The organism is Paraburkholderia sp. D15, from assembly GCF_029910215.1.
Lineage (GTDB): Bacteria > Pseudomonadota > Gammaproteobacteria > Burkholderiales > Burkholderiaceae > Paraburkholderia.
Map to the genome: position 1 here is coordinate 3,116,904 of NZ_CP110396.1, position 26,246 is coordinate 3,143,149.

Genomic DNA, 26,246 nt, shown 5'->3' on the forward strand with positions numbered 1-26,246 from the left:
CGCCGCTGCGATCCGTTCAAATCACGCTAGATGTGCGAGCGCAGCACGTCGAACAGCAGCGAACTCGCATACAGCAGCAACCCGATAAACCCGCCGACGATCGTCCCGTTGATGCGAATGTATTGCAGATCCTTGCCGATGTTCAGCTCGATCTGCCGCGACATCTCGCGCGAGTCCCAGTTCTTGACCGTATCGCTGATATGCCGCGTGAGGAACGCGGCGAATTCCGGCGCCATCGTCCGCGCGGCGTCTTCGAGATGATCGTTCAACGATTGCCGCAGCGCGGGATCGTGCGCGAGTTCGCGGCCGACCCACTGGCCCATCGCCATCACGCGGGCATGCAGCGCCGAGTCCGCGCGTTGCAGGTCGCGCTTGAGCCATGCGCGCAATTCGCCCCACATGTCCTTCACATACACGCCGAGCGCTTCGCCTTCCAGCAGATAGCGCTTCAGGTCCTCGCCCTTCTGCAGGAACGCGGGGTCGGTCTTGAGCTTGTCGATCAGCTTGTGCGCGGCCTCGTCGAACTTCTCGCGCAACGCGTGCGCCGGGTTTTCGCTGATCTGCTCCAGCATGCGGTTGACCGCGTTGGCGAGCGCCTCCGCGCCTTTCTCGCCGAGCCACGCGGACGGCAGGATTTTCTCCAGCTTCGGGTATTCGCCCTTGACCCATTCGACGATGCGCTCCGCGATGAACTCGCGCGCCTGCTCTTCGCGCAGCAGCGCCACCACCTGTTCGATGCCGGCGTCGAGCAGTTCCTGATGGCGGCCGTCCCTGGTCAGCGTGTCGAGGATCGAACCCATCGACTGCGAGAGATCGACCCTGGCCAGCACGTCGCGCAGCGCGTCCTTGATGAAGCTCTGGATGCGCACGTCGTCGGTCACGTCGAGAATGCCGCCGGTGAGCTTGACCACGTAGTCGCCCAGACGCGCGGTATTGGCCGGCTCGGTGAGCCAGCGGGTGATGCTGTGCGCCGGGTCGTGCTTCTTGATCAGCCCGACCAGCGAAGGCACGTCGAGAAACCTGTCCTGCACGAACACCGCGAGATTGTCGGCGATCTTGTGCTTGTTGCGCGGAATGATCGCGGTATGCGCGGACACCACCGGAATCGGCACGCGGCGAAACAGCGCGGCCACCGCGAACCAGTCGGCGAGTGCGCCGACCATCGCGGCTTCGGCCACGGCCTTGATGCCGTCCACCCAGATGCCGCGCGGCATGAACGCGGTGACGACAAAAACGCAGGCGGCCGCGAGCAACAGCAGTAACGGCGTCCGCTTGGCCTTCTTCAGTTCGATTGCTTTATTCATCGGCGGCGAGGCGAGGTTGAATGAGCCGGAGCGCATCGTTATGCCGATGCCTGCTCCGACACGCGAGTGTAGCGCCGCGCCTCGTGGATTGACCAATGCGTGGGCTAACTCATGAATTGACGCATGAGCCGACGCATGACCGCCGGCGCGGGCTTAGCTTTCGCGCCTCGGCACGGTAACATCCGCGGTTAGACTGCGAGGTCATCGAATCCAATGCAAGGGAGAGGCACAGTGATCAGGTTTCTGCACACCGCGGACTGGCAGATCGGCACGCAGTTCGGCCAGTTCGAGCCGGACGAGGCGACGCATCTCGCCGAGGCGCGCTTCGAGACCGTGCGCCGCATCGCCGCCGAAGCCGCCGCGCGCAAGGTGGACGCGGTGCTGGTCGCGGGCGACGTGTTCGATCTGCAAACGGTGTCGGACACGGTGATCCGCCGTTTGTTCGGCGCGCTGCAGGGCTTCAGCGGCCCCTGGATCATGCTGCCCGGCAATCACGACGCGGCGCTGGTCGAGAGCGTGTGGACGCGCGCGCAGCGCTTGAACTGCATTGCGGCGAACGTGCGCGTGGTGCTCGAACCCGGCGTGGTGTTGCTGGATGCATGCCGCTGCGCGCTGCTGTGCGCGCCGCTCACCCAGCGCATCACCTACGACGACACCACCGGTTTCTTCGACCAGACGGAAACGCCGGACGGCTATCGTCGCGTCGGGCTCGCGCACGGCAGCGTCGGCGGCATCCTGCAGGACGGCATCGACTCGTCGAATCCGATCGCGCCCACGCGCGCGGTCAGCGCGCGCCTCGACTATCTGGCGCTGGGCGACTGGCACGGCCATCTGCGGGTCGACGAACGCACGTGGTACGCGGGCACGCATGAGCAGGACCGCTTTCGCGGCAACGAACCGGGCTTCGTGCTCGACGTGACGATCGGCGAGAGCAGCGACGCCAACGCGGGCGCCGCGCCGGTCGTCGAGCCCGTGCGGGTCGGCCGTTACCGGTGGCACCGCTGGGACGTGACGATCGACGTGCCGACCGACGTCGACGCGCTCAAGGCGCGGCTCGCCGAACTCGGCGACGACGACGTGCTGCGTGTCGCGGTCGGCGGCACGACGGCGCTGGCGGAGGCCGAATCGATCCGCGTTGCGCTCGACGAAACGCGCGCCCGCGTGCGTGCGCTGCGTGTCGATGTCAGCGGCCTGCAGGTACTGCCGACCGCCGACGATCTCGCCGGACTCGGCGCGCAAAGCGGCTATCTCGCGAAGGTGGTCGCCCGCCTGCGCGGCTTGCAGGAAGACCCGCAATCCGACCCGCAACAGGTCAAGCGCGCGGCGCAAGCGTTACTGCTTCTGGCGCGCTTTCAACGTGAACTGCCGCGCGAAGCGAGGTCCGCATGAAGCTGGAAAGTATCGCAATTCAGGAATTCAAGCAGTTCGCCGGCCGCATCGTGATCGACGATCTGCAGCCGGGTCTGAATCTGTTCACCGGCCCGAACGAGGCCGGCAAAAGCACCATCGCCGAGGCCGTGCGCGCGGTGTTTCTCGAGCGCTACAAGGCGTCGCATCTGAAGGATCTGCTGCCGTGGGGCAAGGCGAGCGGGCAGCCTTCGGTGGAGGTCAGTTTCGATCTCGATGGCGCCGCGTGCCGTCTGTCGAAGCAGTTCGTCACGCGTCAGCGCTGCGAGTTGAAGATCGGCCAGAGCGTGTTCGGCGAGGACGAAGCCGAGGACAAGCTCGCGGCATTGCTCGGTTTTTCGCGCGCCGCGCGTGGGCCGCTGAAGCCGGAGAACGCGGGCGTGCCCGGTTTGTTGTGGGTGCAACAAGGCGACACCCAGGACGTGCGCGATTCGACCGGACATGCGGCGCAATATCTGCGCGATGCGTTGTCGCAGTTGTCGGGCGGCAGCGAATCGGCGGGTGAGGATGCGCTGATCGCCGCCGTGCAGCGCGAGCTCCGGCTGCTGCTCACCGCGCGCACGCAGAAGTCCACCGGCGCGCTGGCGGAAGCGGAACAGACGCTGGCCAAATTGATCGAGGAGCGCGACGAACTGCAACAGCAGCGGTTGCAGTTCGAAGAGAACATCGCGCGCCTCGCCACCCAGCAGGAAACCTTCGACGACGTCGAGCGCAAGCGCCCGTGGGAAGCGCACGAGCAGAAGGCGCTGGCGGCGCAGCGGCGCGCCGAGGCCGCGGCGGAACTCGAACGCGGATTGAAGGAACTGAAAACGGCCGTGGCGTTGAGCGAGGCGCAACTGGCACTGTCGTTGCAGCAGGAACGCGATGCGGTGGAGCGGGAAGCGGCGGTCGCCCGCGAGCGCCAGCAGCTCAACGCGGAGCGGGCCGCTGTCGCGGCGGCGCAGGCCGACTACGACGACGCGGTCGCGAAGTCCGCGCAACTGGAGCAGGCCGCGAGCGCGGCCGGCCGCGCGCTCGAACTCGCGAACGCGGCGGTGACGGCGGCCGATCTGCGCAGCCAGATCGGCCTGCACGACACCGAACGCAAGCGGCTCGACGACGCGATCGGCGCGGCGGCCGCCGCCAACGACGCGGTGCTGAAAGCGACGCGTGAAGCCGCATCGGTCGAAATCGACGAGGCGATGCTCAAGCGGCTCGCGAAACTCGACAGCGAACGGACCGTGCTGCGCGCGCGGACCGACGCGGCGATGACGCGCATCGAGTATCGCTTGAACGGCGCGATCACCATCGACGATGCGAAGGTCAGCGGCGAAGGCGTGCTGCGCGTCGATGAAGAGAAACGCATTGGCCTTGGCGAACTCGGCGAATTGCGGGTGATTCCGGGCGTGTCGGATCTGTCCGCGCAACGCGCCGAACTGGCGTCGCTCGACGCCCATTACGCACAGGCCTTGCAGACGCTCGGCGTCGCGTCGCTCGGCGAGGGCGAGGCGAGGCTCGAACAATGGAAGGCGCTGGTCGCGCAGCAGAAGAGTTACGCGACGATGTTGAGCGCGCACGCGCCGCAAGGTATCGATACGTTGCGCGCCGCGTTGGCCTCGGTGGACGCCCGGTGGCAGGCGTCGAATGAACGGTTGAAGAGTCTGCCGGACGTATCAGGCGCGCTGCCGCTCGACGACGCGCGCCGCGACGCCGAGATCGCCCGCGACGCGCTGGACGCCGCGCGCAAGGTGCTGGGCGCGGCGGCGGAAAAAAAGACCACCGGCGTGGCGAATGTCGAATCGCTGGCCGCGCAGTTGCAGCGCAAGGAAGCGCAACTGAACGACGAGACGTTCCGCGCGGACCGCGCGAAATGGCAGACCCGGATCGTCGAACAACGCGTGCAGGTCGATGCGTTGAAGACGCAGCAGGCGGCTCGCGAACGCGAGTTGCAGGATGCGCGTCTCGACGATCCGGCCGCCGAGGCGACGCGGTATCGCACGTCGGCGGAACTGGCGCGTCGCGAGCAGCACGAGCGTCAGGTGCGGATCGCGCAATTGCGCAGTCAGTTGGAAACCGTCGGCGCGTCGGGGCTCGGTGAACGGCTTGCGGTGATCGAGGCGCGCGTCGAACAGGCGAGCCGTCGCAAGGACGAATTGAGTTTGCGGGCCGGCGCGCTGAGTCTGCTCGACGAGGTGCTGGTCGACGAACGCGACGCAGCGGTCGCGCAACTGCGCGCGCCGTTGACCGAACGCCTTGGGCACTACCTGCGGCGGATTTTTCCACAATCGACGATCGCGCTCGGCGACGATCTGAGTCCCGCCACGCTCGACCGTTACGGCCGCGCGGATACGCTCGACGCACTGAGCTTCGGCACGCGCGAACAACTCGGCATCCTGACGCGGCTCGCGTACGCGGACCTGCTGAAGGCCTCGGGCCGCCCCACGCTGCTGATGCTCGACGACGCGGCCGTGCACACCGACGCCGCGCGTCGCGACGCGATCAAGCGCGCATTGCTCGATGCGGCGACACGGCATCAGATTCTGGTGTTCACGTGTCACCCGGAGTTGTGGGACGACCTCGGCGTGCGGCAGCGGTCGATCGACGATCTGAAGGCGGCGGCGCTGGCCGCTTAGCGTGAGCTAGCGACGCGATACGTCCGGGGCGGCATACCACCTCGGCGTATAGACCCAATCGCCGCCCGCCGCGCCCGTCGAAAATCGTCGCGTGGTCGACGAACCGACGATCACCATCGTGCGCATATCCACGTCGTCCGAGCGCAGTTCGCCGAGCGTCAGCGTGCGCAGCGTGCCGCCCGGTCTGCCGATATCGCGCCCCAGCACCACTTCGGTCGCGGCGCTGCGGTAGCCGCGCACGATGTCGAGCGCCTTGTCCAGTTGCCACGGACGCGCGCGCGAGATCGGGTTGTAGAACGCCATCACCAGATCCGCCTCGGCGGCATGGCGCAGACGTGTCTCGATCACGCTCCACGGCTTCAGATTGTCCGACAGCGACAGCATGCAGAAGTCGTGACCCAGCGGCGCGCCCGCCTGCGCGGCGGTCGCGAGCGCGGCCGATACGCCCGGCACGATGTTCAGCTCGACGGCGGACCAGGCGTCGTCAGCGTCGCCGGCGGCTTCGAGCGCTTCGAGGACGGCCGCGGCCATCGCGAACACGCCGGGGTCGCCCGACGACACCATCACCACCGAGCCGCCCGCGCTCGCCAGCTCGAACGCGTGACGCGCGCGTTGCAGTTCCTCGCGATTGTCGGTGCCATGCACGCGCTGGCCGGCGCGGAATGGACCGGCCATCTTCACGTAGGTGTCGTAGCCGAGAACGTCGGTCGCTTCGGCGAGCGCACGGCGCGCAGCCGGCACCATCAGATCGGCGCGGCCGGGGCCGAGGCCGATCACCGTCAGACGGCCGCGCGCGATGCCGATCGTGTTCGCGTCGACGGCCAGCGCGGACAGCGCCAGGGCAATGCCGGCTTGCGCATCGTCGTGCAGCGTTTGGTACGGGATGCGCAGCGCGGCATGCAGCAGGCTGCTGGGCGGCTCGCCGTCCTCGGGACGGGGACGCGCGAAGCGTAGCGGCGCGTTCAGCGTCGCGGCGGCTTCGGCGAGCGCGGAGTCCGTCATGCGGCCGGCTGGGGCGAGCAGCGCGGCAAGCGACAACGCCGCGAGGCCGTGGGCGTTCAACGCGGCGCGTACGGTCGCCACGATCGCCTCGGCGGCGGACCCGGCAGCATCCTTAGTACCCTCAGTACCCGTTGCACCCACACCCACCACCGCCGCCACCACACTACGCGGATGAATCACCAGCTCGTCGGCACGTCCATCCCACGCGCGGGGCGTCACACGAATCGCGAGCCGTGCCGAATCCGAGCGCGGCAACTGCGCGTCGTCGAGCCACGGCGCTTCGCCTTCGATACGCGTGCGCTCACCCGCCAGCAGATCCGACACGAAGCGCTTGCCCTGGCCGAGATCCGCGAGTACGTAGCCGTCCGGCGGATTCAGCACGCAGGTGCCGAAGCGCAATTCGCCGCTCGTGGTGATCGCGGGCGGCACGTCGAACGCGGCGGCGATCTCGCGCGCCATCACGTTGACGCCGGCGAGTCCGCCGAGCAGCGGTACGACCGCGCTGCCGTCCTCGGCGACGGCCAGCACCGGCGGTTCGACGCCCTTGTTCGTCAGCAGCGGCGCGACGCAGCGGATCACGATGCCCGCCGCGCACAGCGCGACGATCGGCGTGCCGCTCGCGTACAGATCGCGCAATTGCGCGCCGAGTTCGGCGTAGGCGACATCGGCTTGCACACGCCCTTGCAGCGCATGCACGAGGCTGCCGGGATACCGCGCCTGAATGCGCCGCGCGCTGTCCAGCGCGCCCGCGCCGAGAATCACGATGGCGGGCGGCGTGTTCATCCGTGCCATTTTTCCCCCGGCACGACCAGCAACGAAAAATACGGCGACGCCATCGGATCGACGTCGGCGAGCGGGACGATGCGCTGATTGCCCATCGTCGCGCGTTCGACATACAGCGCGCGATCCGCCAGACCAAGCTCGACGAGCACGCGCCGCACCTTGTCGAAATTGCGGCCGAGCTTCATCACGACGGCGGCGTCGGCATCCGCGAGACGGCGGCGCAAATCGGCTTCGGGCAACACGCCGGACAGCACCGAAAGACTTTGATTGCGATACACCAGCGGCGCGCCGAGCACGGCCGCGCCGCCGAGCATCGAGCACACGCCGGGCACCACATCGCTCTCGTAAAGCGGCGCGAGACGGTCGTGCAGATACATGTACGAGCCGTAGAAGAACGGATCGCCCTCGCAGATCACCGCGACGTCGCGGCCCGCGTCGAGATGCCCCGCCACCACCTGCGCCGCGCCGTCGTAGAAGTCGGCGATGATCGCCTCATACGAGAGCGGCGGTTCGAGCGCCTCGGTCGTGACCGGATAGACGAGCGGCAGATGCTGCTGCGTGTCGTGCAGATGCCCTTCGATGATGCTGAAGGCGTTGCCTTTCTTGCCCTTGGCGACGAAATACGCGACCACCGGCGCGGCCTTCAGCAGACGCAGCGCCTTGAGCGTGATGAGTTCGGGGTCGCCGGGGCCGACGCCGAGGCCGAACAGACGTCCTCGCGGCGTCGTCATTCGACCTCCGTGGCGAGTGCGTTGACCGCGGCGGCCGCCATCGCGCTGCCGCCGCGCCGGCCTTCGACGATCACGTAGGGCACGCCGCGGCTATCGTCGGCGAGCATGGCTTTCGACTCCGCCGCGCCGACGAAGCCGACCGGGAAGCCGAGAATCAGCGCCGGTTTGGGTGCGCCGTCATCGAGCATGTCGAGCAGATGGAACAGCGCGGTCGGCGCATTGCCGATCACGACGACGCTGCCTTCCAGATGCGGACGCCACAATTCGAGCGCGGTGGCCGAGCGCGTATTGCCGAGTTCGCGCGCGAGCGACGGCACGTCCGGATGCGTAAGCGTGCAGATCACCTCGTTGTTCGCGGGCAGCCGCGCGCGCGTGATGCCTTGCGCGACCATGCCGGCGTCGCACAGGATCGGCGCGCCGTGCGCGAGCGCATGGCGGCCCGCCGCGCCCGCGCCCGGCGAGAAGCGCAGCGCGTCGACGATATCGACCATGCCGCACGCGTGGATCACGCGCACCGCGAGTTTGTCGAGATCGGCGGGGATGCGCGAGAGGTCGGCCTCCGCGCGGATCGTCGCGAAGGATTGGCGATAGATTTCCTGGCCGTCGCGAATGTAGTCAAGCATGTGTGGTGTCGGTCGGTTGAGGCGCGCGGGGCGGTGTGGGGTGAGGGCGGTCATGGTCGATGCTGGCCAGCGCGCCGGCGGCTTCGGCTGGCGTCAGCCGTTGGGCGATGCATTGGCCGAAGCCTTGTTGGCCATCGCGCCGGTACAGGTCGTAGACACTGGGTGCGCTGGCCAGCAGCGTGTAGGGCGCGCAATGCGCGGCCGCGCAGGAACGCGGGCAGCCGCTGAGATGCAATTCGACGTGCGCGGGCACATGCGACGCGAGTTGCAGTGCGTCCGCCTTGGTGTCGGCGAGGCTTTTCGCGCAGCCGCTCGAACCCGCGCAGGCGATCAGGCGCGCGATCGGGTCCGCGATGCGGGTTGCAAGGCCGAGCGCGTTCAGACCGTCGAGCACCGCGGGCACGGCATCGGTCGAGATGTCGGGCAGCAACACGCTTTGCCATGGCGTCATGCGTAAGGTGCCGTGGTTGTGACGTTGCGCGAGTTCGGCGAGGCCGCGCAGCGCGTCGGCGCTCAGGCGGCCGAGCGGCGGCTGGCCCCCTGCGTGCCAGATGCCGGGCGGGCGTTGCGGGTGGGCGCCGAGCCGGAGCATGGCGTCGGCGGGGACGCTGCGTCGCCAGTGGGTCAAGGCGATGTCGCGCGTGAGCGGGAAATCGGCGTGGCGTTGCGCGTGATGCAGGATCGCGTCGACGGAGTGCGTGGCGAGCAGGTCGCGCATGCGGGTGGCGTCGCTTGCGGCGAGGTCGAGGAACGTGTGCAGCAACGCGCGAATCAACGTGGGGACCTGGCCGGGGGAGACGGCGGCCAGGGCGATGCTGCGCTCGTTTCGGTTCGTGTGACGCGGGATGTGTGGGATGTGTGGGATGTGCGGGATGTGTGAGGCGGTGGGCGTGGTGGGCAGCGCCGAGGGCGATGCTGTCGCCAACGCTGAAACTGCGCTTTGCACTGTCGGGTCCTGTGCGTCCGAACCCACCGCCTCCGGCGGACAACCGGCCAGCCCGAACACGAACCGCACGCCATCGTCTGCCGGTATCGCCGCGAGCCACACATCATGCGGATGATCGATTCGCGCCAGGCGTTCGCCGCCATCCAGCAGCAGCGCGAATTTCGGCGACAGCGCGGCGAAGCGCGGTTCGTTCTGCAGCAAGGTCAGCAGGTCGGCGCACAGCGGCGTCGTATCGAACAACGCCGAGGGATCGCGTCCGGCGACGGGGCTGATCATCACGTTACGAATGTCGTCGGCAGCGATGGCGCTGGCCGCGTCGACGCTGGCCGCTGCCGTGCCCGCATCGCACGAATCCGTCGCGTCCCGCAGCGGCCGCATGGGCCCCAATCCCGCCTTCACCAACGCATCGATCAACGCTTGTTCCTGACCCGCGCGCACGCCCCGCACCTGCAGATTCGCGCGATTGGTCACCTCGATCGCACCGGCGGCGTAACGCGTGCAGGCATCGGCAATGGCGTGGGCTTGCGCGGCGCTCAATGCGCCGCCAGGCAGTTTGATCCGGCACAGCCCGCCGTCTTTCGCGGCAACGATGCGCAGCAGCCCCGGGCAGGCCGAAGCCCGCGCGCCGCCGGCAGCGTGCGCGCCGGCCGGCATCGGGTCGCCGACGGCCGGGTGCGCGGCGGCCGGCACCGGACTGCCAACGGCGACATCACGGCCAGCACCAGCGTGGACGGTTGTGGAAAGGGGCGAAGCTTGCTTCAAGGGACGGACACCGGTTGAGCGTCGCGCGGCGGCCCGAGCAAGCCCGATGTGACGAGGCATTGCTGCGGCATCGGTACACCCCGCCCGATGTTGGCTGGCACGAACAGTCTCGCCGGCAGGTCTCCTGGCTGGCAGGTCATCATCCGTCGCGGCCTTCCCGGTCGAACCAGTGGCGCGCAGCGCGGGCGGACTCGCTGCATACAGTTGCGGGGGCAGCCACAGCGTCACTGTGTTCCCTCTTCGGCCCCGAAGGGCACCGGCGGCCTGTATTATGCCTTTTTTCGAACAGCACAACGAGGCTGGACGCCTTGATCGGCGTGGCTCAGCGGATTATTTGAAGATAATGGACAACGAAGGTCGCCCGTCCGCGTGGCTGACCGTGGTGGGCATCGGCGACGACGGTTTCGCCGGTTTGGGACGGCCCGCGCGGCGTGCGCTGCTCGACGCGTCGGTGGTGTACGGCGGCGAACGCCATCTGTCGATGCTGCCCGCGCGGCTCGGCGCGCGGCGCGTCGCGTGGCCGCGTCCGTTCGATCTCGCGCCCTTGCTGGCCGAGCGTGGCGGCGCGGTGTGCGTGCTCGCGAGCGGCGATCCGATGTTGTTCGGCGTCGGCGCCACGCTCGCGCGGCAATTGCCCGACGGCGAGATGCGGGTGTTGCCCGCGCCGTCGTCGCTGTCGCTCGCGGCCGCGCGTCTCGGCTGGCCGTTGCAGGAGGTCGCGACGGTATCGCTGGTGGGGCGTCCGCCGGCGGCGCTCAACGCGCATCTGCATCATGGCGCGCGCGTGTTCGTGCTGAGCGCGGACGGCCGCACGCCCGCGGCGCTCGCCGCGCTGCTGAACGCACGCGGTTTCGGCGCGAGCCGCATGATCGTGCTGGAGCATCTGGGTAGCGAACGGGAGCGACGTATCGACGGCCGCGCGGATGCGTGGCCTGCCGGCGAGACCGCCGCGCTGAACCTCGTCGCGCTCGATTGCCGCGCGACCGAAGGCGCGCCGCGTCTGCCGCTGACCTGCGGCCTGCCCGACGACGCCTTCCGTCACGACGGGCAACTCACCAAGCGCGACGTGCGGGCGATCACGCTGGCGCGCCTCGCGCCGACGCCGGGCGAACTGCTGTGGGACGTAGGCGCGGGCAGCGGGTCGATCGGCATCGAATGGATGCGCGCGCATCCGTCCTGCCGGGCGATTGCGATCGAGGGACATGCGGAGCGGCAACGCTTCATCGAACACAATCGCGATGCGCTGGGCGTGCCGGGGCTGCAACTGGTGGCCGGTCGCGCGCCGGATGCGTTGCAGGGTCTGGCGAGGCCGGATGCGGTTTTCATCGGCGGCGGCGTGACGGTGGCGGGCGTGCTGGATGCGTGCTGGGATGCGTTGCGCGACGGCGGCCGGCTTGTCGCCAATGCGGTGACGTTGCAGGGCGAGGCCGCGCTGGTCGCATGGCGCGAGCGGCACGGCGGCACACTGACGCGGATCGCGCTCGCCGACGCGCAACCGCTCGGCGGTTTCGACACGTGGCGGCAGGCGTTGCCGATCACGTTGCTGGACGTGACGAAGCGGGCTGGCGCATCGGGTTCGCCAGAACCGGCCGGCGATGGGAACGCACGATGACGCGCATCCTGTTGCTCGGCGGCACCGGCGACGCGCTGCGGATTGCGCGGCAACTTGCGTCTAAACCTTCGGCCCATCGACCGACGGACCCGGCAGCCGACGTCACGCTTAAACCGGGCTCATCGCTCGTCTACAGCCTCGCGGGTCTCGGCAAGACGCCGGACGATCTCGCGTGTGAAATACGCGTCGGCGGTTTCGGCGGCAGCGACGGTCTCGCGCGGTATCTCGCCGACGAACGCATCGACCTCGTGATCGACGCGACGCATCCGTACGCCGCGCGCATCAGCGCGAACGCGGCCGAGGCCTGCGCCGGAACACGCGTGCCGTGCTGGGCGCTGCGCCGCCCCGGCTGGCAACCGCAAGCCGGCGACGATTGGCGCATGGCCGGCGACTGGGATGAACTGACGGACGCGCTCGCGCCGTTCCGCAAGCCGTTCTTCACGCTCGGCCGTGAACCGCTCGCGCATCTCGACGAGATTCCCGCGCATCAGTTCTGGACCGTGCGTTGTCTCGATCCGCATGCGGACACCGCACGCGCTCGCATCATCGCGACGCGTGGGCCGTTTTCGCTCGAAAACGAACGCGCGCTGTTCGCGTTGCTGGCATTCGATGTTGTGGTGAGCAAGAACAGCGGCGGCAGCGCGACCGAGGCAAAACTCGCGGTGGCGCGCGAACGGCATCTGCCGGTGGTGATGCTGCGGCGCCCCGGCTTGCCGCCGGTCGATCGGGAATTCGAGCACATCGACGCGTTGCTCGACGCCTTGCAGGCATTCGCCTGAACGTCGCGACGTTCGGCCTCAATGAATCATTGGAGTATCGAATGACGGTGTTTTTTATCGGCGCCGGCCCAGGCGACCCTGAACTGATCACGGTGAAAGGCCAGCGTCTGGTGCGTAGCTGTCCGGTGATCCTGTATGCAGGCTCGCTCGTGCCGTCCGCGGTGCTCGACGGTCACACGGCCGCTCAGGTCGTCAATACCGCCGACCTCGATCTCGACCAGATCGTCGCGTTGCTCAAGCACGCGCACGATCAGGGCCACGATGTCGCGCGCGTGCATTCCGGCGACCCGTCGCTATACGGCGCGATCGGCGAACAGATCCGGCGCCTGCGCGAGCTGGGCATTCCGTACGAAATCGTGCCGGGCGTGACCGCCACGGCCGCGTGCGCGGCCACGCTCGGTTGCGAACTCACGCTGCCGGACGTGTCGCAAACCTTGATCCTCACGCGCTACGCAAGCAAGACCCGCATGCCCGAAGGCGAACAGCTCGCCGACCTCGCCCGGCATCGCGCGACGATGGCGATCCATCTCGGCGTACGGCATCTTGCGCGCATCGTCGAAGAATTGCGGCCGCATTACGGCGGCGCGTGTCCGGTCGCGGTGATCTATCGCGCGAGCTGGCCGGACGAAGAGAAGATCACGGGCACGCTCGATGACATCGCCGGCAAGGTGCAGGGCACGTCGATCGAGCGCACGGCGTTGATCCTGGTCGGCGACGTGCTGGCCGCCGAGGGTTTCGCGGACTCGACGTTGTACGCGAAGCCCTAGCTGTTGTAGCCAGAGCAAAGACCTGGTTCGTCGTCGAAGTCTTGGCCGTCGATCGCTACGACCCCGACTTCAACTGCGCCCAGAGCCGGCCCTCCAGCCGCTTGATCTGCGCAGGCAAAGGCTTGAGCAGAAACAGCGTTTTCAATACCGGCTCCGGCGGATACACGGTGGGATCGTTGAGAATCTCGGGGCTCACGAACTTGCGCGCGGCCGCATCCGCATTCGGATAGAACACCGCGTTCGTGATGCCGGCATGCACCTCCGGCCGCTCGATGTAGTTGATCCAGTCGAGCGCGGCCTGAGGATGCGGCGCGTCTTTCGGAATCGCCATCATGTCGAACCAGACCGGCGCGCCGCCTTGCGGAATCAGGTACTTGATCTCGTAGTGCTTGTTCGCTTCGCGCGCGCGATGGCTGGCCATCGATACATCGCCCGACCAACTGAGCGCGAAGCAGATGTCGTCGCCCGCGAGATCGTTGATATAGCTCGTCGCATTGAACTGGGTGATGTACGGGCGGATCTTCTTCAATGCGTCGTACGCGGCCTGATAGTCGGCGGGATTCTCGCTGTTCGGGTCGCGGCCGAGATAGTGCAAGGTGACGGCGAACACGTCCGTCGGCGCGTCGAGCACGGACACGCCGCAGCTCTTCAGCTTGCTCAGGTACTCCGGCTTGAATAGCACGTCCCAGTTGTCGAGCGGCAGGTTCTCGCCGAGTATTTTCCTGACACGCGTGACGTTGTAGCCGAGTCCCGTCGTACCCCATGCCCACGGCACCGCGTATTGATTGCCGGGGTCCGCGTTCGCGACGAGCTTCATCAACGCGGGATCGAGATTCGCCAGATTCGGCAGTTTCGATTTGTCGAGCTTCTGGTAAATGCCGGCCTCGATCTGCTTCGCAAGAAAGTTCGAGGTCGGGACCACGACGTCGTAGCCGGTCGAGCCGGTCAGCAGTTTCGCCTGCAAGGTTTCGTCGCCGTCGTAGACGTCGTAGCGCACGTGAATGCCCGACTGCGCCTCGAAGTTGGGCACGGTGTCTTTCGCGATGTAGTCGGCCCAGTTGTACAGATTCAGTTGCTTGTCCTCGGCGTGCGCGGTGGGGCCGAATGCGCACAGGAGCAGGGCGGTCAGTAACGGTTTCATGGCGGTGTGGGGCATGGTGGTCGAGTCGTCGGCAAGAGGTTCAGGGGCGTGCGCGGGTCGATGCATCGGGATGCGTTTAAAGCCGCTCCTCGCGCAGCAGTTTCCGGTTACGCATCAGACACAGGATGTCGGTGGCGAGATGGGCGGCGGCCAATGCGGTCACGTCGCTCTGGTCATAGGGCGGCGACACTTCCACCACGTCCGCGCCGATCAGATTTGCCGCGCCGAGCGCGCGCACGATCTCCAGCGCCTGAGCCGAACTCAGGCCGCCCGCGACCGGCGTGCCGGTGCCGGGCGCGAACGCGGGATCGAGACAGTCGATGTCGAACGTGAGGTAAGCCGGCGCGGCTCCGACGATATCCAGCACCCTGTCGATGACGGCCTGCGTGCCATGGCGATGCACCCAGGGCGCGTCGAGCACGTGCATGCCCATGAAGTCCGCGTTCCAGGTGCGAATGCCGATCTGCACCGAGCGCGCGGGATCGATCAATCCCTCGCGGATGGCTTTGTAGAACATCGTGCCGTGGTTGAGCGAGGTGGGGTTGTCGTCGGGCCACGTATCGCAGTGCGCGTCGAAATGGATCAGGCTCAACGGTTTGCCGAATTTCTCGGCGTGCGCGATCAGCAGCGGATAGGTGATGTAGTGGTCGCCGCCGAGCGTCAGCATGCGCGTGCCGGCCGCGAGGATGCCGCGGGCGTGCGCGACGATCGCGTCGTGGATGCCGGCGGGATTGTGCGCATCGAACCAGCAGTCGCCGTAGTCGACCACGTTCAGGCGATCGAACGGATCGATGCCCCACGGGTACGCGCCGAGTTCGGAGAGCAGCACCGTCGCCGCGCGGATCGCCGCCGGGCCGAAGCGGGTGCCGGGCCGGAAGGTGGTCGCGAGATCGAGCGGCACGCCGGACACGGCGACGTCGACACCGGCGAGGTTGCGCGTGTACGGACGCCGCATGAAGGACAGCATGCCGGCGTAGGTCGGGTCCGGCGGCGGTGCGCCGGCAGCGTGGGCGGGCGGATGGAGCAGAGGGTTCTCGTCGATCATGCGTGGCGGTCCCGTCGTATTGTGGAAACGCCCATCGCATAAAAATCACTCATGTCTTCAGAGCGTCAAGTATGCGAGCTGGGCAACTGGAGCCATGATTGCCGGGAAAAATTCAGGTGAATAGCGAAGAATCTTGCTGGTAGTATCGATATTTTTAATATCTGTCTGGAGGCAGCGTGATGCGCAGATTACCGCCCCTGCAAGCTTTGCTCGCCTTCGACGCCGCCGCGCGGCTTGGCAGCTTCACGCGCGCGGCGCAGGAGCTCTCGCTGACGCAGTCGGCGATCAGTCATCAGATCCAGCAGATCGAAGCATGGACCGGGCAACCGCTGTTTCGCCGGATCGGCCGCGGCGTGGCGCTGACGGCGGCCGGCGTGCTGTACGCGCAAACGGTGAGCACGGCGCTGGCCACGCTCGCGGATGGGCGCGACCGTATCGAGCCGTACGGCAATCCGGATTCGGTGATCCTCGTCTGCGCGCCGCAGTTCGCGTCCGGCTGGCTGATGCCGCGCATGCGCGCGTTTTCGCAGGCTTTGCCGACCACCGAGCTCTGGCTCGTGACCGGCGAGGAGGTCAATGAGATCGATCGCGTCGATGTCGATCTGGTGGTGTCGTCGAAACCGATCCGCACGCCGGACGTGATCTGCGAGCTGTTGCTCGAAGAAGAGGCGATCGCCGTCTGCGGGCCGGAAACCGCGCGCCGTCTGCGCGATACGCCGGTTCCCGAGGTGCTGACCCACGCGCCGCTTCTGGTCCATGAGGGCAATCCGGAATGGGCGCCGTGGCTACCGGATCTGAAGCGCGGCGGCCTGCGCACGCGCCGGGTGTTGACGGTCAGCGATCCGCGTTTCGTCGTGGCGGCGGCGGAGCAGGAGGCCGGCATCGCGATGGTGTCGCGTCTCACCGCGGGCGATGCGCTGGCGAGTGGACGTGTCGTGCAACTGCCGCAGATCCCCGGTTTCGCGCTCGAACCGCTGTGGCTGATGCGTTCGACGCAACCGGCGCGCTCGGCGGCGGTCGATGCCGTGCATGCGTGGATGACCGGCCTGTGCCGCCCCTGAAAATTTCGCAAGCTCTGCACCGTTTTGCGGCGGCGTCATCGCCGACACGGAACTGGGCGCGCACGTGGATCGCGAGCGGATCGGCGCGGTGCACGCGCAAACCACCGCGCAGGCCGCCGATTTTTTCGCGAGGACGCTGCCCGCGCCGCACCCCTGAGCGCGTCAATCCTCCAGCGGCGACAGCGCTTCGAGCGGTACCGGCTTGGCCGTGCGGATATTGACCGGCGGCACCAGCGCGAGTAGCGCGACCACGAAGATCGCGATCACGAACAGCGAGATGAACGTGAGGTGCAGCGATTGATGCAGCACCGCGCGCACCATATCGCTATCGCCGAGACTCGCCGCCTGATTCTGCAGCAACGCCTTCAACTGATCCGACGTGACCACCGCGACGCCTTTCGCGTGACTCAGCCCGAAGTTGAGCACCGCGCCGAACAGCGTCGCGCCGAGCGTACTGCCGAGATTGCGTGAAAACAGGTTCGACGCGGTCGCGCTGCCGCGTTCGTCCGCCTTGACGATTTCCTGGATCAGCACCAGCGCGCTCACGCTCGACGTGCCCATGCCGAAGCCCATGATCAGCGAGCCGAACGCCGCGATCAGCGGCGACGCGCCGGGCGACAGGAACAGCAGCAGCGCCGCGCCGATCGGCACGAAGGTGCTGCCGCCCACCAGAATGCGGCGCAGGCCGAGGCGATGGAACGATTTGGCGGCGAGCGTGGCGCCGGTCGGCCAGCCGACCATCATCATGGTCAGCGCGAGGCCGGCGATCACCGGCGAGCGGTGCAGCACGCCTTGCACGTACATCGGCAGGAAGGTGGTGGAACCCATCAGGATCATGCCGGCGAGCAGGGTGGAACCGTTGCATGCGGCGATCGGCCGGTGGCTCCACAGCGCGAACGAAATCATCGGTTCCGGCGCGCGGCGTTCCTGCGCGACGAACAGCAGCACGCAGACGAGGAAGACGCCGCCTGCCAGCGCCGCGCGCGCGAGCTGGTCGTCGCCCGCGTAGGTCAGCGCCATCATCAGCGCGGCGATGGCGGCCATGAACAACGCCGCGCCCACGAAGTCGATGGACGGTCGCGCGTGGCGTTCCGATTCGCGCAGGAACACGATGAAGCCTGCCGCCGAGGCAAGGCCGATCGGCACGTTCATCCAGAAGATCCACGCCCACGAGAGGTTATGGATGATAAAGCCGCCGACCATCGGCCCGATCACCGCCGAGATCGCCCATACGCTCGCAAGATAGCCTTGCACCTTGCCGCGTTCGTGAGCCGGATACAGGTCGGCGACGATGGTCAGCGTGACCGGCTGGATCGCCCCCGCGCCGATGCCCTGGATGAGGCGGAACACGATCATGGCGGGCATCGACCACGCGAAACCCGCGAGCACCGAGCCGAGCAGAAAGATCGCGATGCCGGCGAGCACGATCGGCTTGCGGCCGTACAGATCGGCGAGCTTGCCGAACACGACGGTCATCGCGGTCTGCGTGAGCAGGAACGACGAGAAGACCCAGCTATAGAGATGCAGATCGCCGAGCTGCGCGACGATCTGCGGCATCGCGGTGGAGACGATGGTGGCCTCGATGGCGACCATCGCCATGGACGCCATCACCGCGGCAATGACGGGAGCACGCGACGATTGAGAGTTGCGGGAGGACATGGGGCGTTAGTATTAGGATGTCAGGCACGCCGCTCGGCGATGTGCCGCGACGTATCAGCGCGGCCGCGCATGGCAAAACCGGCGGCCGCCATCGAGTATGCACCCTGCGGCGAATCCGCGCAGCGACCCGGACACGCAAGCCTGGCATGGCGAGGCTTGGCACGGCGTTTGCGCGCTCAACGCTACTTTCACACATGGAGGGTCATCATGAGGATCGAATTCACCGGACGCCGCGAAGTAGTCGCCGCGGCGCGCGTCGCCTTCGAAGCCAATGTCGACGGAGCCGATGTCTGGTGCAGCGTGTCGCTGGATGCGCTGAACAACCATTTCGGCAACGACGGCCCATCGGCTCATCACCTCGTGAATACGTTCGAGGCGAATCGCGCACGGATTGAAAACGCTACGCGCCGGGTGCTGGAAAGAAACGGCGGAAAATCGGTGGAACTCGAGACTGGCGACTTTAATTGAGTGATTGAAGTTTGCGTCGTCGCGCGTTGCTGGTTTGCGTGATGGCGCTTTCAGATAACTGCGTTGTTCTGTGTTGCGGGCTGGGGCTGCGTTAGGCGACTCTGGCCCGTTTCGGTTTACTTCTGCTTGCCCGGTTTTGCCGCGGGCGCTTCGGGCCATTCTGGCGCGCCGACGGCAACGTGTGCGCGACTTCTCCAGATCCGGCAACACTCCCTTCGATGCGCGGCCATTACTCTCCGGCGATGCGGCGCCTATATTGGGCTCTGCGGTGGCGGCGAGTCCGGCGATTTTCTTTCGCGGCGCCGCACCATCCATGACCGGAGGTTGTTTTTATCATGAAGTCCGTACTCAAGACCGTTGTCGTCGTTGCTTCGCTCGCTGTTTCGGCGACGGTGTTTGCTCAATCGACTACACGTATCACGCGCGAACAGGTGCGCGCGGAACTGGTTCAACTCGAACAGGCGGGCTATCACGTCGGCGACGGCGATCAGGCGCATTATCCCGACGCGATTCAGGCCGCCGAGGCGCGCGTCGCGGCGATGAATGCGGCGGGGGTGGCTGGCGGCGCGACGGGTGGGTATGGTGGCGCGGCAGCGGGCGCTTCGCAAAGCGGAGCGCGTGCGGCGGTGTCGAAGGCGGATTGGGATGCGATGTATGGGCGGTGAGGGCGGCAGTATTGGTTTTTTGAGCCCGTTTCAGTGTTGATCGGTCAATGCGTAAGCACCATGCGTCGTTGCCGCGCACCGTAAAAGACCCTTCCATCGCCGCCGCTTTATCCGCTACATCGCGCCCGATACAGTAGCTACGCACGCACTGCTTCATGTGCGAGCGAGAGAGTTGGCCCCGGCTGATAAAACAGCCGGGGTTTTTTTATGTGCGGTCCGCGCGAATCATCGCGTGCTTGACACGCCGAACCTTCGACCCAACCCGATGTCCCTTCTGTCATGCCGGGCGTTCCAGCCGCCGGCTGCGGTATAGTGCCGCCAACAGACAGCAGCGCCGCCCGCTGGACCCTTCGGCGGGCAGCGCTGAAGACACACTCTGCGATTATCTGGAGAACATCGTGCAGGAAATCATCGAAGGTTTTATCCGCTTTCAACGTGACGTCTTCCCGCAGCAGATTGCGCTGTTCAAGCGCCTTTCCGCTGCGCAAAGCCCCAGCACGCTCTTCGTGACCTGTTCGGATAGCCGCGTCGTTCCCGAGTTGCTGACGCAGGTCGAGCCGGGTGCGCTCTTCGTGATCCGTAATGCCGGCAACATCGTGCCGTCGTATGGTCCGGAACCGGGCGGCGTGTCGGCGACCGTCGAATATGCGGTGGCGGTGCTCGGCGTGCGCGATATCGTGATCTGCGGCCACTCGAACTGCGGTGCGATGAGCGCGATCTCCAACTGCACGAACCTCGAACATCTGCCGGCGGTGGCGAGCTGGTTGCGTCACGCGGATGCGGCGAAGGCGATCAACGCATCGCGTCACTATCACTCGGACGCCGAGCGTCTTTCCGCGCTGGTGAAGGACAACGTGATCGCGCAGCTCGCGAATATCCGCACGCATCCGTCGGTGGCGGTCGGGCTCACGAACAAGACGCTGCAATTGCACGGCTGGATCTTCGATATCGAAAGCGGCACGATGCTCGCGCTCGATGGACGCACCGGCGAATTCCTGCCGCTGGTCGATAACCCGGAAATCTACGCGGTCTGATGTCGCGCGTTCCGGTCGAGCTGTCTGCTGACGCAGGCGGCTCGCAGCGCGCGATATGCATTTGGCGTCTCTAGACGCGATAGCGGTTCGGCGGCAGCACGATCGTGCTCAAACCGGGCCGCTATTTCAATGCTTGCTCCCATCGATTCACTCCACAAAGCAGCGAAACGCGAGACTGATGCGTGGCTCGATCACGTTCGCGAGCTTTGGAATGCCGTGCTCGTGGGTGAATTGAGACGCGTAGCTCATCACGAGGCAACTGCCGGGTTCGAGGTCGACGTGCAGCGTGCGCGCCGCGCCGGTTTTGGGCCGGATCGACATGCGGCGGGTTGTGCCTAGCGAGACGATGGCAATCGGTTGGCCGGGCAGGAGCCGGTCGGTTTTGTCGCTGTGCGGCGCGACGCTGTCGTTGCCATCGCGGTAGAGATTCAGGCCGACGCGATTGAACGGTGCGCCGATCAATGCGCGTACCGCTTCGAATGCTTCGGCAAGCGGGGCGGGGAGCGCGGCTGCGTCACGGGCGAAGGTGGCGAGAAGCCGCGGGACGGCGACTTCGCGCTCGTACATCATGCGCTGCTGGCTGAGCCAGCCGATGTTGCGTTGCGCTTCGTCGAACCAGCGTTGCGCCACCGTGGCCGGAAACGATTCCGGCAGGTAGCGGATGCCGCCTTCCCGGTCATGAACGAGGGAAACGGGTTCGGCGGCGAAGAGGCTGTGCTGGGGATGGGACACCGGCGTTCCGATTGAATAAGCCGCACGGTGGTGCTGGATGCAGGGCGGCCTGGAACGAGCATTATACTGTGTTTTTATACAGTGTTTTGCCGCGAAATCATACAGGCTCGTTGAGTGAGGCGGCAGTATCAACCAGCCGGCCGGCGTCCCCGCCGGCCAGCCGCTCGACCCTTCCCTTAATTCGCCGTCACCAGCGAGTCCGAAGGCACAACCCGCAGCCCCGCCGGATTCTTCGCCGCCGGACTCGTCCACAGCAGATGCATGCTTGCCGGCCCGGTCCCGTGCACATACTCGACCTTGATCGACGCGCGCTGTTTCGCCGCCAGCCAGGTTTTACCGCTGACCGTCCCTTGCGAGCCGCTCTTCTTGTCGACGATCTTCACGCCGTTGATCCACAGCCGCGCCACGTTGTCGCTGTCGATCGAGAACGTGTAGATGCCCGTCTGCGCCGCCTCGATCGCGCCGGTCCAGCGCACGCCGTAGTTCGTCGCGTTGACGCCCGCCGACGCATCCGGCGAATCGGTGCCGCGTTCGGTGTTCAGATCGAAGTCGATCAACGGCGTCACCGAGGTCTTCACCGGCGCGCTATTGAAGGTCGGATCGTTGTAGTAACCGACCTGCAAGACCGGCAATTTCACGTCGAAGCCGCCGGTCAGCGCCTGCACTTCCGAGGTCTGCCACGGGTGACCGTCCGGGTAGATCGTTCCCTGGAACGGCGTGGCCGGCTCGACCGTCGCGGGTGCGCCCGGCACTTGCCCCCAGTGGAAGCGCGTGTTCGTCCGCCCGATCATCAACTCCCACACGATGAACCCGGTACTGCCGCCATAGTTCGCGACGATGCCCGGCATGGTCTGACCGGTGGTGCCGGGGAAGCCGCGTTGCAGCGTTTCCGAATTCAGCGCGCTCACCGAACTGCCGTTCACCGGACCGGTGTACGGATTGTTGTACGGATGGAACGCGTAGAAGTCCGAGAAGTACGTGCCTTCATCCTCCTGCACCTGCGGCGCGTTGATCGGCTGCGTTGCGCCCGCGTTGAGGATCGCGATGCGCGCGTCGTTCATCAGCACCGCGCGGGTTTCCTGCAACGCGCCGTTGCCGCTGCAACCGGGCTCGTTCATCGTCTCCCAGAAAATGATGCGCGGATCGTTGCGATGCGGCGCGACGAAGTCGGTGATGTAGCTCGCCAGACTCGCCTTGTAGGTGACCGCGGCATTTGACGCGCTCGGCTGGAAGTAGGCCTGCTCGACCGGCGTGCCCGGCGATTGCACCCACTGGCTGTTATGCACGCCCCAGACCGGCGCGGGTTGCGGGCCGTATTGCGGCGTCGGGTTCCAGCAGTCGTCGTAGAAGATCGGCGAGACCTTGATGCCATGACGCGCGGCGATCTTCAGCAGGTTGTCGAACTTGCTCAGGAACGCGACGCGGTCGTTCGCCCACACGAGGTAGTGCAGATACACGGCGATGGTGTTCATGCCGTAGGTCTGCGCGTACGTCAGTTCGCGATTGACGATGTCGGGGTCGTAGTTCTCCCAGAAGTCGATCGCGTTGACCGCGTTCGACGGCGTGTACACCGCGCCCACCACCTTCGAGAAGTCATAGGTCGGCGAGGTCACGGTCGGGTATGTGCGAATCGTGATGTTGCTGAAACTCGCGCCGACACCGAAGCGCCGCAGCCCGAAGCTGCCCGACTGGAACACGGCGGGCAGCGCGTTGGTCGCGTCGTTGACGCTGATCACGCGCTGCTGGTCCAGGTCGACGGTGATCGCGGTGCCGCTCGTCGTCACTTTCAGATGGTGCGTGCTGCCGCCCACCACCGAACTCACCGGATACGCGATGAAGTTGGTCCAGTTGTTGTTCTCGCGTCCGACCACGACCGAGTGCGTGCCCGTATCGAGGCCGATGTAATAGCCGGTCAGGCTGTCCGGGCCGCCGGCCGTCGGGTTGGTGGTGCGCACGATAAAGCCCGCGTTGGCGGCACCCGTGCCGACCGGCGCGCTGACCGTCAGATCGGCTTCGTACGACGCGGTTGCATAGGTGCTCGCGAGCGCCACGGTCTTGTCGCCGGCACCCGTGCCGTTGGTCGCCGGCGCCGGGATCGTCACGGTCGAACTGTTCGCGCCGGCCTGCCAGCCTTGCGTGGAGCCTGGCGCGAGATAGCTGGTGAAGTCGCCGAAAGAAAGCGTGGTGGTCGAAACGGGATGGGGCGGGGCGGGCGGCGTGTAGGGCGGAAGGTTCAGCGTGGGATCGGCGATCACGAGCGGCGGGGTGGTCGTCTTCATGCCGAGCGCGACCGTTTTGACGGCCCGGAATTCGCTGTCGACGCTGGCCGAATCGGCGGCCGCTGCCGCGGAAGCCGCGGATGCCGCTGCGGCCGACGACGCCGCCGAAGCGTCGATCGCGCCGACCTGCCTGTTTGCCGACGCTGCCGCGCCGGGCGAACCGTCATTGCCACCGCAGGCGCCGAGCATGGCGAGCGCCACAAGCACAAGGTAATTGCGCACCTGTTATCTCCTGATGTCCCCGCTTAATAGATGGTCATAATTATTATTAAGGCTGAGCGAGGCCACGAAGACTGCTAGAGCGTCTCCTGATAAGGGTCTCGCGATGCGGAAATCGATATGAATAATATTATTACTTTGCCTTACCTGTATCGGTACTTACCCGCAATCGTCGACGGAAAGCGGCGGGAGGTCGTGGGCCAGTGCGCAACGGGCATAATTCGTCTTCCGATAACGCGAGCCCGGCCAATGGTTCGCGAAACCCGAGCGTCGTGCGTCCGCGCTGTGCCGTCCGTGCACCGGAACGCGCGTTCCCCGAGATCCCGCCATGCCGTCCGTCACCGCCGTCCGCACCGCTGCCGTGCCCCTGCGCAGCGTCGCGCTGATCCTCGTTTCGATGTTCTGTTTCGCGGTCGTCGACGCGCTCGCCAAATCCGTCGCGCTGGCCTATCCGGCCAACGAGGTGACGTTCTTCCGCATGCTGTTCGGTCTGCTGCCCGCCGTCGCGGTCTGTCTGCGCGGCAAGCCCCTTGTCGAGCGTCTCAAGCACATGGACGTGCGTGGCCAGACGGTGCGTGCGCTGACCTTGCTGGGGGCGTCGGGGCTGTTCTTCGCGGGCGTGCCGTACATGCCGCTCAGCGAGGCGGTGGCGATCGTCTATTCGGAGACGCTGCTGGTCATCGTGCTCGCGCCGCTGCTGCTGAAGGAAACGCTCAAGCCGCGCGATGCGCTGGCGGCTGCCGTCGGCTTCATCGGCGTGCTGCTGGTGGTGCGGCCGGACGGCGCCTATACGAACTGGCTCGGCCCGGCGCTGCTGATCTCGAGCGCCCTGTTCGGCTCGCTGTCGATCATTCAGATCAAGCGCATCCGGGCCTCCGACGATTCGGGCACGACCGTGTTGTACTTCACCGTGGTCGGCACGCTTGTCACGGGCGCGTCGCTGTTTTTCGCGTGGCGTACGCCGTCGCTCGCCGCGTTGGGCACGATGGCCTTGCTCGGCGCCTTCGCGACCGCCGGCCAGTTGCTGATGACGATGGCGTTTCGTTCCGCCGACGCCGGCGCGCTCGCGCCGTACAACTACACGAGCATCGTGTGGGCCGCGTTGTTCGGCTACGTGGTGTGGGGCGAGACGATCGGCGCCGTGGCGCTGACGGGCATCGCGCTGATCGTCGGGAGTTCGATCGCGGTGGCGGTGCGGCGCAAGGAGGCTGAAGGGCCGTTGGTTTAGTGCGGTCTAGCGGTGCGAGATTGTCGGTCCCGGGATTTGAAGAATCAAACCGCGCCGATTCGCGGATTGATTCGGAATTCAAACTTTCATGGCCAATCGTCCGAGGAAACGCGTTTGCCGGCTGGCCGTTTCCGACAACTAGCTGGCCTCATCCGACGTTTCCGCGTTTGAAACGCCGGATCGGAGATCTTCACGCATCCAGTTCAATCACACTTTCGTAAGTGACTGATTCGGGCCGCAAGCGAGGTTGCTGTTGCCGGGCCGTGGCGGTCGCATCCAATGGGGGACACGGCATGTTTGACGAACCCAGAAAGATCGTGTTGGTTGGTGTACTGGCGGGCGCGGCAACGGCGGCGGCCGCGGTGGGAATCACGGCGTACGTGTCGGCGGTCGTGCTGCGTTCTGGCTGGCACGCGCTCTCCGTCGATGAATCGACGCTTGGTGGCGCGAGGGAATCGACACGCGCCGCGCGTGCGGATGTCATCAGCGGCACGGTGACGGCCGGGCCGCGGACCGCGCCTGCGGATACCGCGCTGGCCGGTGGTTTGCAGGCCGCGCGCGAAAGTCTTCAACGCAACGATCTGGCCGCCGCGCAGGCGCATCTCGCCGCGGTCGCGTCGACGCATCAGGACGACGGGCGCGTCGTCGCGCTGCAACGGGAAGTGCAGGCGCGCGCGATGCAACAGGGCGTGGCCGTCGCGCAGGCCGATCCGGCGGGACCGTCTGCGACGGAGGCGGGTGCGCGGCGGATGTCGTCGACGTCGTCATCGGCTTCAGCGGCTTCAACAAAAGGGCATCATTCGCGCGAGCGTCGTCATGGCACGCGTGACTACTCGCGGCATGTTTCGGGTGACACCCGCGAAGCAGGCAAAGGGCAAAGCAACCCACCGCTAGCAACCGAAACAGCGGCCGCCGCTAGCGGTCGCGTTTCGCGCGGCACGGTTGCCGGCGCGCTGGCATCCGGCAGCACCGCTCGCGCGGGGTCCGCGCCACCCGCCGCACTCGCACCACCCGCGCTCAAGGTAGGCCAGAACGCCGCCAGCCTTCCCGCGATACCGCCACCGATTCTGCAAGCGCCGCCGCACGCGGTGGTCGAACAGCTGCCGTCGCCGAACCCGCCCGCCGAGTTGACCGCTCAGACGCCGCCGCAATCGACGGCGTTGCAGCCGACGGCGCCATCGGGCACCTTGCTGAAATCGGACGGACCGAAAACCCGTGCACAGGTCCGTGCCGAGATCGCCCGCGCGCGCGACAACGGGAGTTTGCCGGCGTTCGGCAACCCCGATCCGGCAGGGCCGGGCGGCGCGCCGAGTTTGACGATCGCGCCACGGCCGTGAGTGCGGCCGTGGCGCGCGTTTGTGGACGCGTTTGTGGGCGTGCTGCCCGG

21 protein-coding genes and 1 riboswitch are annotated in these 26,246 nt (G+C 66.7%); of the genes, 11 read left to right on the top strand and 10 right to left on the bottom strand.

The features are described from left to right. Nucleotides 1-26 precede the first annotated feature (26 nt). The gene (locus LFL96_RS33650) at nucleotides 27-1,304 is read right to left on the bottom strand and encodes a DUF445 domain-containing protein (protein WP_281002212.1); all 1,278 of its coding nucleotides are present in this window, start codon (nucleotides 1,302-1,304) and stop codon (nucleotides 27-29) included. Nucleotides 1,305-1,535: 231 nt separating this feature from the next. On the opposite strand from LFL96_RS33650, the gene LFL96_RS33655 reads away from it, so the two are divergent. Together LFL96_RS33655 and LFL96_RS33660 are read left to right on the top strand one after the other, a co-directional pair. Next, nucleotides 1,536-2,693, top strand: coding sequence for a DNA repair exonuclease (locus LFL96_RS33655; RefSeq protein WP_281002213.1), 1,158 nt, complete (start codon nucleotides 1,536-1,538; stop codon nucleotides 2,691-2,693). Beyond that, a complete protein-coding gene (locus LFL96_RS33660) occupies nucleotides 2,690-5,323 on the top strand; it encodes an AAA family ATPase (RefSeq protein WP_281002214.1) in 2,634 nt (877 codons plus the stop codon). The genes LFL96_RS33655 and LFL96_RS33660 overlap by 4 nt, the downstream gene beginning before the upstream one ends. Nucleotides 5,324-5,329: 6 nt before the next feature. On the opposite strand, the gene cobJ is transcribed toward LFL96_RS33660, so the two are convergent. The 4 genes from cobJ to LFL96_RS33680 are packed head-to-tail and all read right to left on the bottom strand — an operon-like array spanning nucleotide 5,330 to nucleotide 10,062. Beyond that, nucleotides 5,330-7,117, bottom strand: coding sequence for a precorrin-3B C(17)-methyltransferase (cobJ, locus tag LFL96_RS33665; RefSeq protein WP_281002215.1), 1,788 nt, complete (start codon nucleotides 7,115-7,117; stop codon nucleotides 5,330-5,332). Continuing rightward, nucleotides 7,105-7,839 (bottom strand): precorrin-2 C(20)-methyltransferase, encoded by a 735-nt coding sequence (locus LFL96_RS33670; protein ID WP_281002216.1) that lies wholly within the window; start codon nucleotides 7,837-7,839, stop codon nucleotides 7,105-7,107. Before LFL96_RS33670 ends, cobJ begins: the two co-directional genes overlap by 13 nt. Further along, nucleotides 7,836-8,462 carry a precorrin-8X methylmutase gene (locus LFL96_RS33675; protein ID WP_281002217.1) on the bottom strand — a complete coding sequence of 209 codons (627 nt, stop codon included), beginning with the start codon at nucleotides 8,460-8,462 and terminating at the stop codon, nucleotides 7,836-7,838. Before LFL96_RS33675 ends, LFL96_RS33670 begins: the two co-directional genes overlap by 4 nt. After that, nucleotides 8,455-10,062 (bottom strand): oxidoreductase, encoded by a 1,608-nt coding sequence (locus tag LFL96_RS33680; RefSeq protein ID WP_281003928.1) that lies wholly within the window; start codon nucleotides 10,060-10,062, stop codon nucleotides 8,455-8,457. Before LFL96_RS33680 ends, LFL96_RS33675 begins: the two co-directional genes overlap by 8 nt. Before the next feature lie 204 nt (nucleotides 10,063-10,266). Then, nucleotides 10,267-10,446: riboswitch (cobalamin riboswitch) on the bottom strand. Nucleotides 10,447-10,513: 67 nt separating this feature from the next. Between LFL96_RS33680 and cbiE the strand changes: the two genes are divergently transcribed. Genes cbiE through cobM form a run of 3 tightly spaced genes read left to right on the top strand, consistent with a single transcriptional unit; the run spans nucleotide 10,514 to nucleotide 13,328 of the window. Continuing rightward, nucleotides 10,514-11,782, top strand: a complete 1,269-nt coding sequence (cbiE, locus tag LFL96_RS33685; RefSeq protein WP_281002218.1) for a precorrin-6y C5,15-methyltransferase (decarboxylating) subunit CbiE — start codon at nucleotides 10,514-10,516, stop codon at nucleotides 11,780-11,782. Further along, complete coding sequence (locus LFL96_RS33690; RefSeq protein WP_281002219.1) at nucleotides 11,779-12,561, top strand: cobalt-precorrin-6A reductase; 783 nt, start codon at nucleotides 11,779-11,781, stop codon at nucleotides 12,559-12,561. Before cbiE ends, LFL96_RS33690 begins: the two co-directional genes overlap by 4 nt. A gap of 41 nt (nucleotides 12,562-12,602) precedes the next feature. Beyond that, nucleotides 12,603-13,328 (top strand): precorrin-4 C(11)-methyltransferase, encoded by a 726-nt coding sequence (gene cobM, locus LFL96_RS33695; protein ID WP_281002220.1) that lies wholly within the window; start codon nucleotides 12,603-12,605, stop codon nucleotides 13,326-13,328. Nucleotides 13,329-13,383: 55 nt separating this feature from the next. On the opposite strand, the gene LFL96_RS33700 is transcribed toward cobM, so the two are convergent. Continuing rightward, nucleotides 13,384-14,469, bottom strand: coding sequence for a polyamine ABC transporter substrate-binding protein (locus tag LFL96_RS33700; RefSeq protein WP_281003929.1), 1,086 nt, complete (start codon nucleotides 14,467-14,469; stop codon nucleotides 13,384-13,386). A 76-nt stretch (nucleotides 14,470-14,545) separates the two neighbouring features. After that, nucleotides 14,546-15,514 carry an agmatinase gene (gene speB / locus LFL96_RS33705; RefSeq protein WP_348638438.1) on the bottom strand — a complete coding sequence of 323 codons (969 nt, stop codon included), beginning with the start codon at nucleotides 15,512-15,514 and terminating at the stop codon, nucleotides 14,546-14,548. A gap of 179 nt (nucleotides 15,515-15,693) precedes the next feature. On the opposite strand from speB, the gene LFL96_RS33710 reads away from it, so the two are divergent. After that, nucleotides 15,694-16,575, top strand: coding sequence for a LysR substrate-binding domain-containing protein (locus LFL96_RS33710; protein ID WP_281002221.1), 882 nt, complete (start codon nucleotides 15,694-15,696; stop codon nucleotides 16,573-16,575). A 162-nt stretch (nucleotides 16,576-16,737) separates the two neighbouring features. Here LFL96_RS33710 and LFL96_RS33715 read toward each other — a convergent pair whose 3' ends face one another. Beyond that, nucleotides 16,738-18,234 carry an MDR family MFS transporter gene (locus tag LFL96_RS33715; RefSeq protein ID WP_281002222.1) on the bottom strand — a complete coding sequence of 499 codons (1,497 nt, stop codon included), beginning with the start codon at nucleotides 18,232-18,234 and terminating at the stop codon, nucleotides 16,738-16,740. A gap of 207 nt (nucleotides 18,235-18,441) precedes the next feature. Here LFL96_RS33715 and LFL96_RS33720 point away from each other — a divergent pair, with 207 nt between their 5' ends. The 3 genes from LFL96_RS33720 to LFL96_RS33730 all read left to right on the top strand — a co-directional run bounded on the left by LFL96_RS33720 (nucleotide 18,442) and on the right by LFL96_RS33730 (nucleotide 20,401). Beyond that, complete coding sequence (locus LFL96_RS33720; RefSeq protein ID WP_281002223.1) at nucleotides 18,442-18,702, top strand: DUF1488 domain-containing protein; 261 nt, start codon at nucleotides 18,442-18,444, stop codon at nucleotides 18,700-18,702. 335 nt (nucleotides 18,703-19,037) lie between these two features. Further along, nucleotides 19,038-19,367, top strand: coding sequence for a DUF4148 domain-containing protein (locus LFL96_RS33725; RefSeq protein WP_281002224.1), 330 nt, complete (start codon nucleotides 19,038-19,040; stop codon nucleotides 19,365-19,367). 398 nt (nucleotides 19,368-19,765) lie between these two features. Continuing rightward, nucleotides 19,766-20,401, top strand: coding sequence for a carbonic anhydrase (locus LFL96_RS33730; RefSeq protein WP_281002225.1), 636 nt, complete (start codon nucleotides 19,766-19,768; stop codon nucleotides 20,399-20,401). Between the two features lie 147 nt (nucleotides 20,402-20,548). Here the strand turns inward: LFL96_RS33730 and LFL96_RS33735 are convergent, their stop codons facing one another. Together LFL96_RS33735 and LFL96_RS33740 are read right to left on the bottom strand one after the other, a co-directional pair. Beyond that, complete coding sequence (locus LFL96_RS33735; protein WP_281002226.1) at nucleotides 20,549-21,133, bottom strand: alpha-ketoglutarate-dependent dioxygenase AlkB; 585 nt, start codon at nucleotides 21,131-21,133, stop codon at nucleotides 20,549-20,551. 176 nt (nucleotides 21,134-21,309) lie between these two features. Then, nucleotides 21,310-23,634 carry a PA14 domain-containing protein gene (locus tag LFL96_RS33740; RefSeq protein ID WP_281002227.1) on the bottom strand — a complete coding sequence of 775 codons (2,325 nt, stop codon included), beginning with the start codon at nucleotides 23,632-23,634 and terminating at the stop codon, nucleotides 21,310-21,312. 325 nt (nucleotides 23,635-23,959) lie between these two features. On the opposite strand from LFL96_RS33740, the gene LFL96_RS33745 reads away from it, so the two are divergent. Both LFL96_RS33745 and LFL96_RS33750 read left to right on the top strand, forming a co-directional pair. Further along, the gene (locus tag LFL96_RS33745) at nucleotides 23,960-24,859 is read left to right on the top strand and encodes a DMT family transporter (RefSeq protein WP_281002228.1); all 900 of its coding nucleotides are present in this window, start codon (nucleotides 23,960-23,962) and stop codon (nucleotides 24,857-24,859) included. Nucleotides 24,860-25,152: 293 nt separating this feature from the next. Further along, the gene (locus tag LFL96_RS33750; RefSeq protein ID WP_281002229.1) at nucleotides 25,153-26,196 is read left to right on the top strand and encodes a DUF4148 domain-containing protein; all 1,044 of its coding nucleotides are present in this window, start codon (nucleotides 25,153-25,155) and stop codon (nucleotides 26,194-26,196) included. Nucleotides 26,197-26,246 lie beyond the last annotated feature (50 nt).

Excerpts from the sequence above, each read along its gene's own strand:
- LFL96_RS33650 (WP_281002212.1), bottom strand. The coding sequence starts at position 1,304 with ATGAATAAAGCAATCGAACTGAAGAAGGCCAAGCGGACGCCGTTACTG.
- LFL96_RS33660 (WP_281002214.1), top strand. The coding sequence starts at position 2,690 with ATGAAGCTGGAAAGTATCGCAATTCAGGAATTCAAGCAGTTCGCCGGC.
- cobJ (WP_281002215.1), bottom strand. The coding sequence starts at position 7,117 with ATGGCACGGATGAACACGCCGCCCGCCATCGTGATTCTCGGCGCGGGC.
- LFL96_RS33670 (WP_281002216.1), bottom strand. The coding sequence starts at position 7,839 with ATGACGACGCCGCGAGGACGTCTGTTCGGCCTCGGCGTCGGCCCCGGC.
- LFL96_RS33675 (WP_281002217.1), bottom strand. The coding sequence starts at position 8,462 with ATGCTTGACTACATTCGCGACGGCCAGGAAATCTATCGCCAATCCTTC.
- LFL96_RS33680 (WP_281003928.1), bottom strand. The coding sequence starts at position 10,062 with ATGCCGGCCGGCGCGCACGCTGCCGGCGGCGCGCGGGCTTCGGCCTGC.
- cbiE (WP_281002218.1), top strand. The coding sequence starts at position 10,514 with ATGGACAACGAAGGTCGCCCGTCCGCGTGGCTGACCGTGGTGGGCATC.
- LFL96_RS33690 (WP_281002219.1), top strand. The coding sequence starts at position 11,779 with ATGACGCGCATCCTGTTGCTCGGCGGCACCGGCGACGCGCTGCGGATT.
- cobM (WP_281002220.1), top strand. The coding sequence starts at position 12,603 with ATGACGGTGTTTTTTATCGGCGCCGGCCCAGGCGACCCTGAACTGATC.
- LFL96_RS33700 (WP_281003929.1), bottom strand. The coding sequence starts at position 14,469 with ATGAAACCGTTACTGACCGCCCTGCTCCTGTGCGCATTCGGCCCCACC.
- speB (WP_348638438.1), bottom strand. The coding sequence starts at position 15,514 with ATGATCGACGAGAACCCTCTGCTCCATCCGCCCGCCCACGCTGCCGGC.
- LFL96_RS33710 (WP_281002221.1), top strand. The coding sequence starts at position 15,694 with ATGCGCAGATTACCGCCCCTGCAAGCTTTGCTCGCCTTCGACGCCGCC.
- LFL96_RS33715 (WP_281002222.1), bottom strand. The coding sequence starts at position 18,234 with ATGTCCTCCCGCAACTCTCAATCGTCGCGTGCTCCCGTCATTGCCGCG.
- LFL96_RS33720 (WP_281002223.1), top strand. The coding sequence starts at position 18,442 with ATGAGGATCGAATTCACCGGACGCCGCGAAGTAGTCGCCGCGGCGCGC.
- LFL96_RS33725 (WP_281002224.1), top strand. The coding sequence starts at position 19,038 with ATGAAGTCCGTACTCAAGACCGTTGTCGTCGTTGCTTCGCTCGCTGTT.
- LFL96_RS33745 (WP_281002228.1), top strand. The coding sequence starts at position 23,960 with ATGCCGTCCGTCACCGCCGTCCGCACCGCTGCCGTGCCCCTGCGCAGC.
- LFL96_RS33750 (WP_281002229.1), top strand. The coding sequence starts at position 25,153 with ATGTTTGACGAACCCAGAAAGATCGTGTTGGTTGGTGTACTGGCGGGC.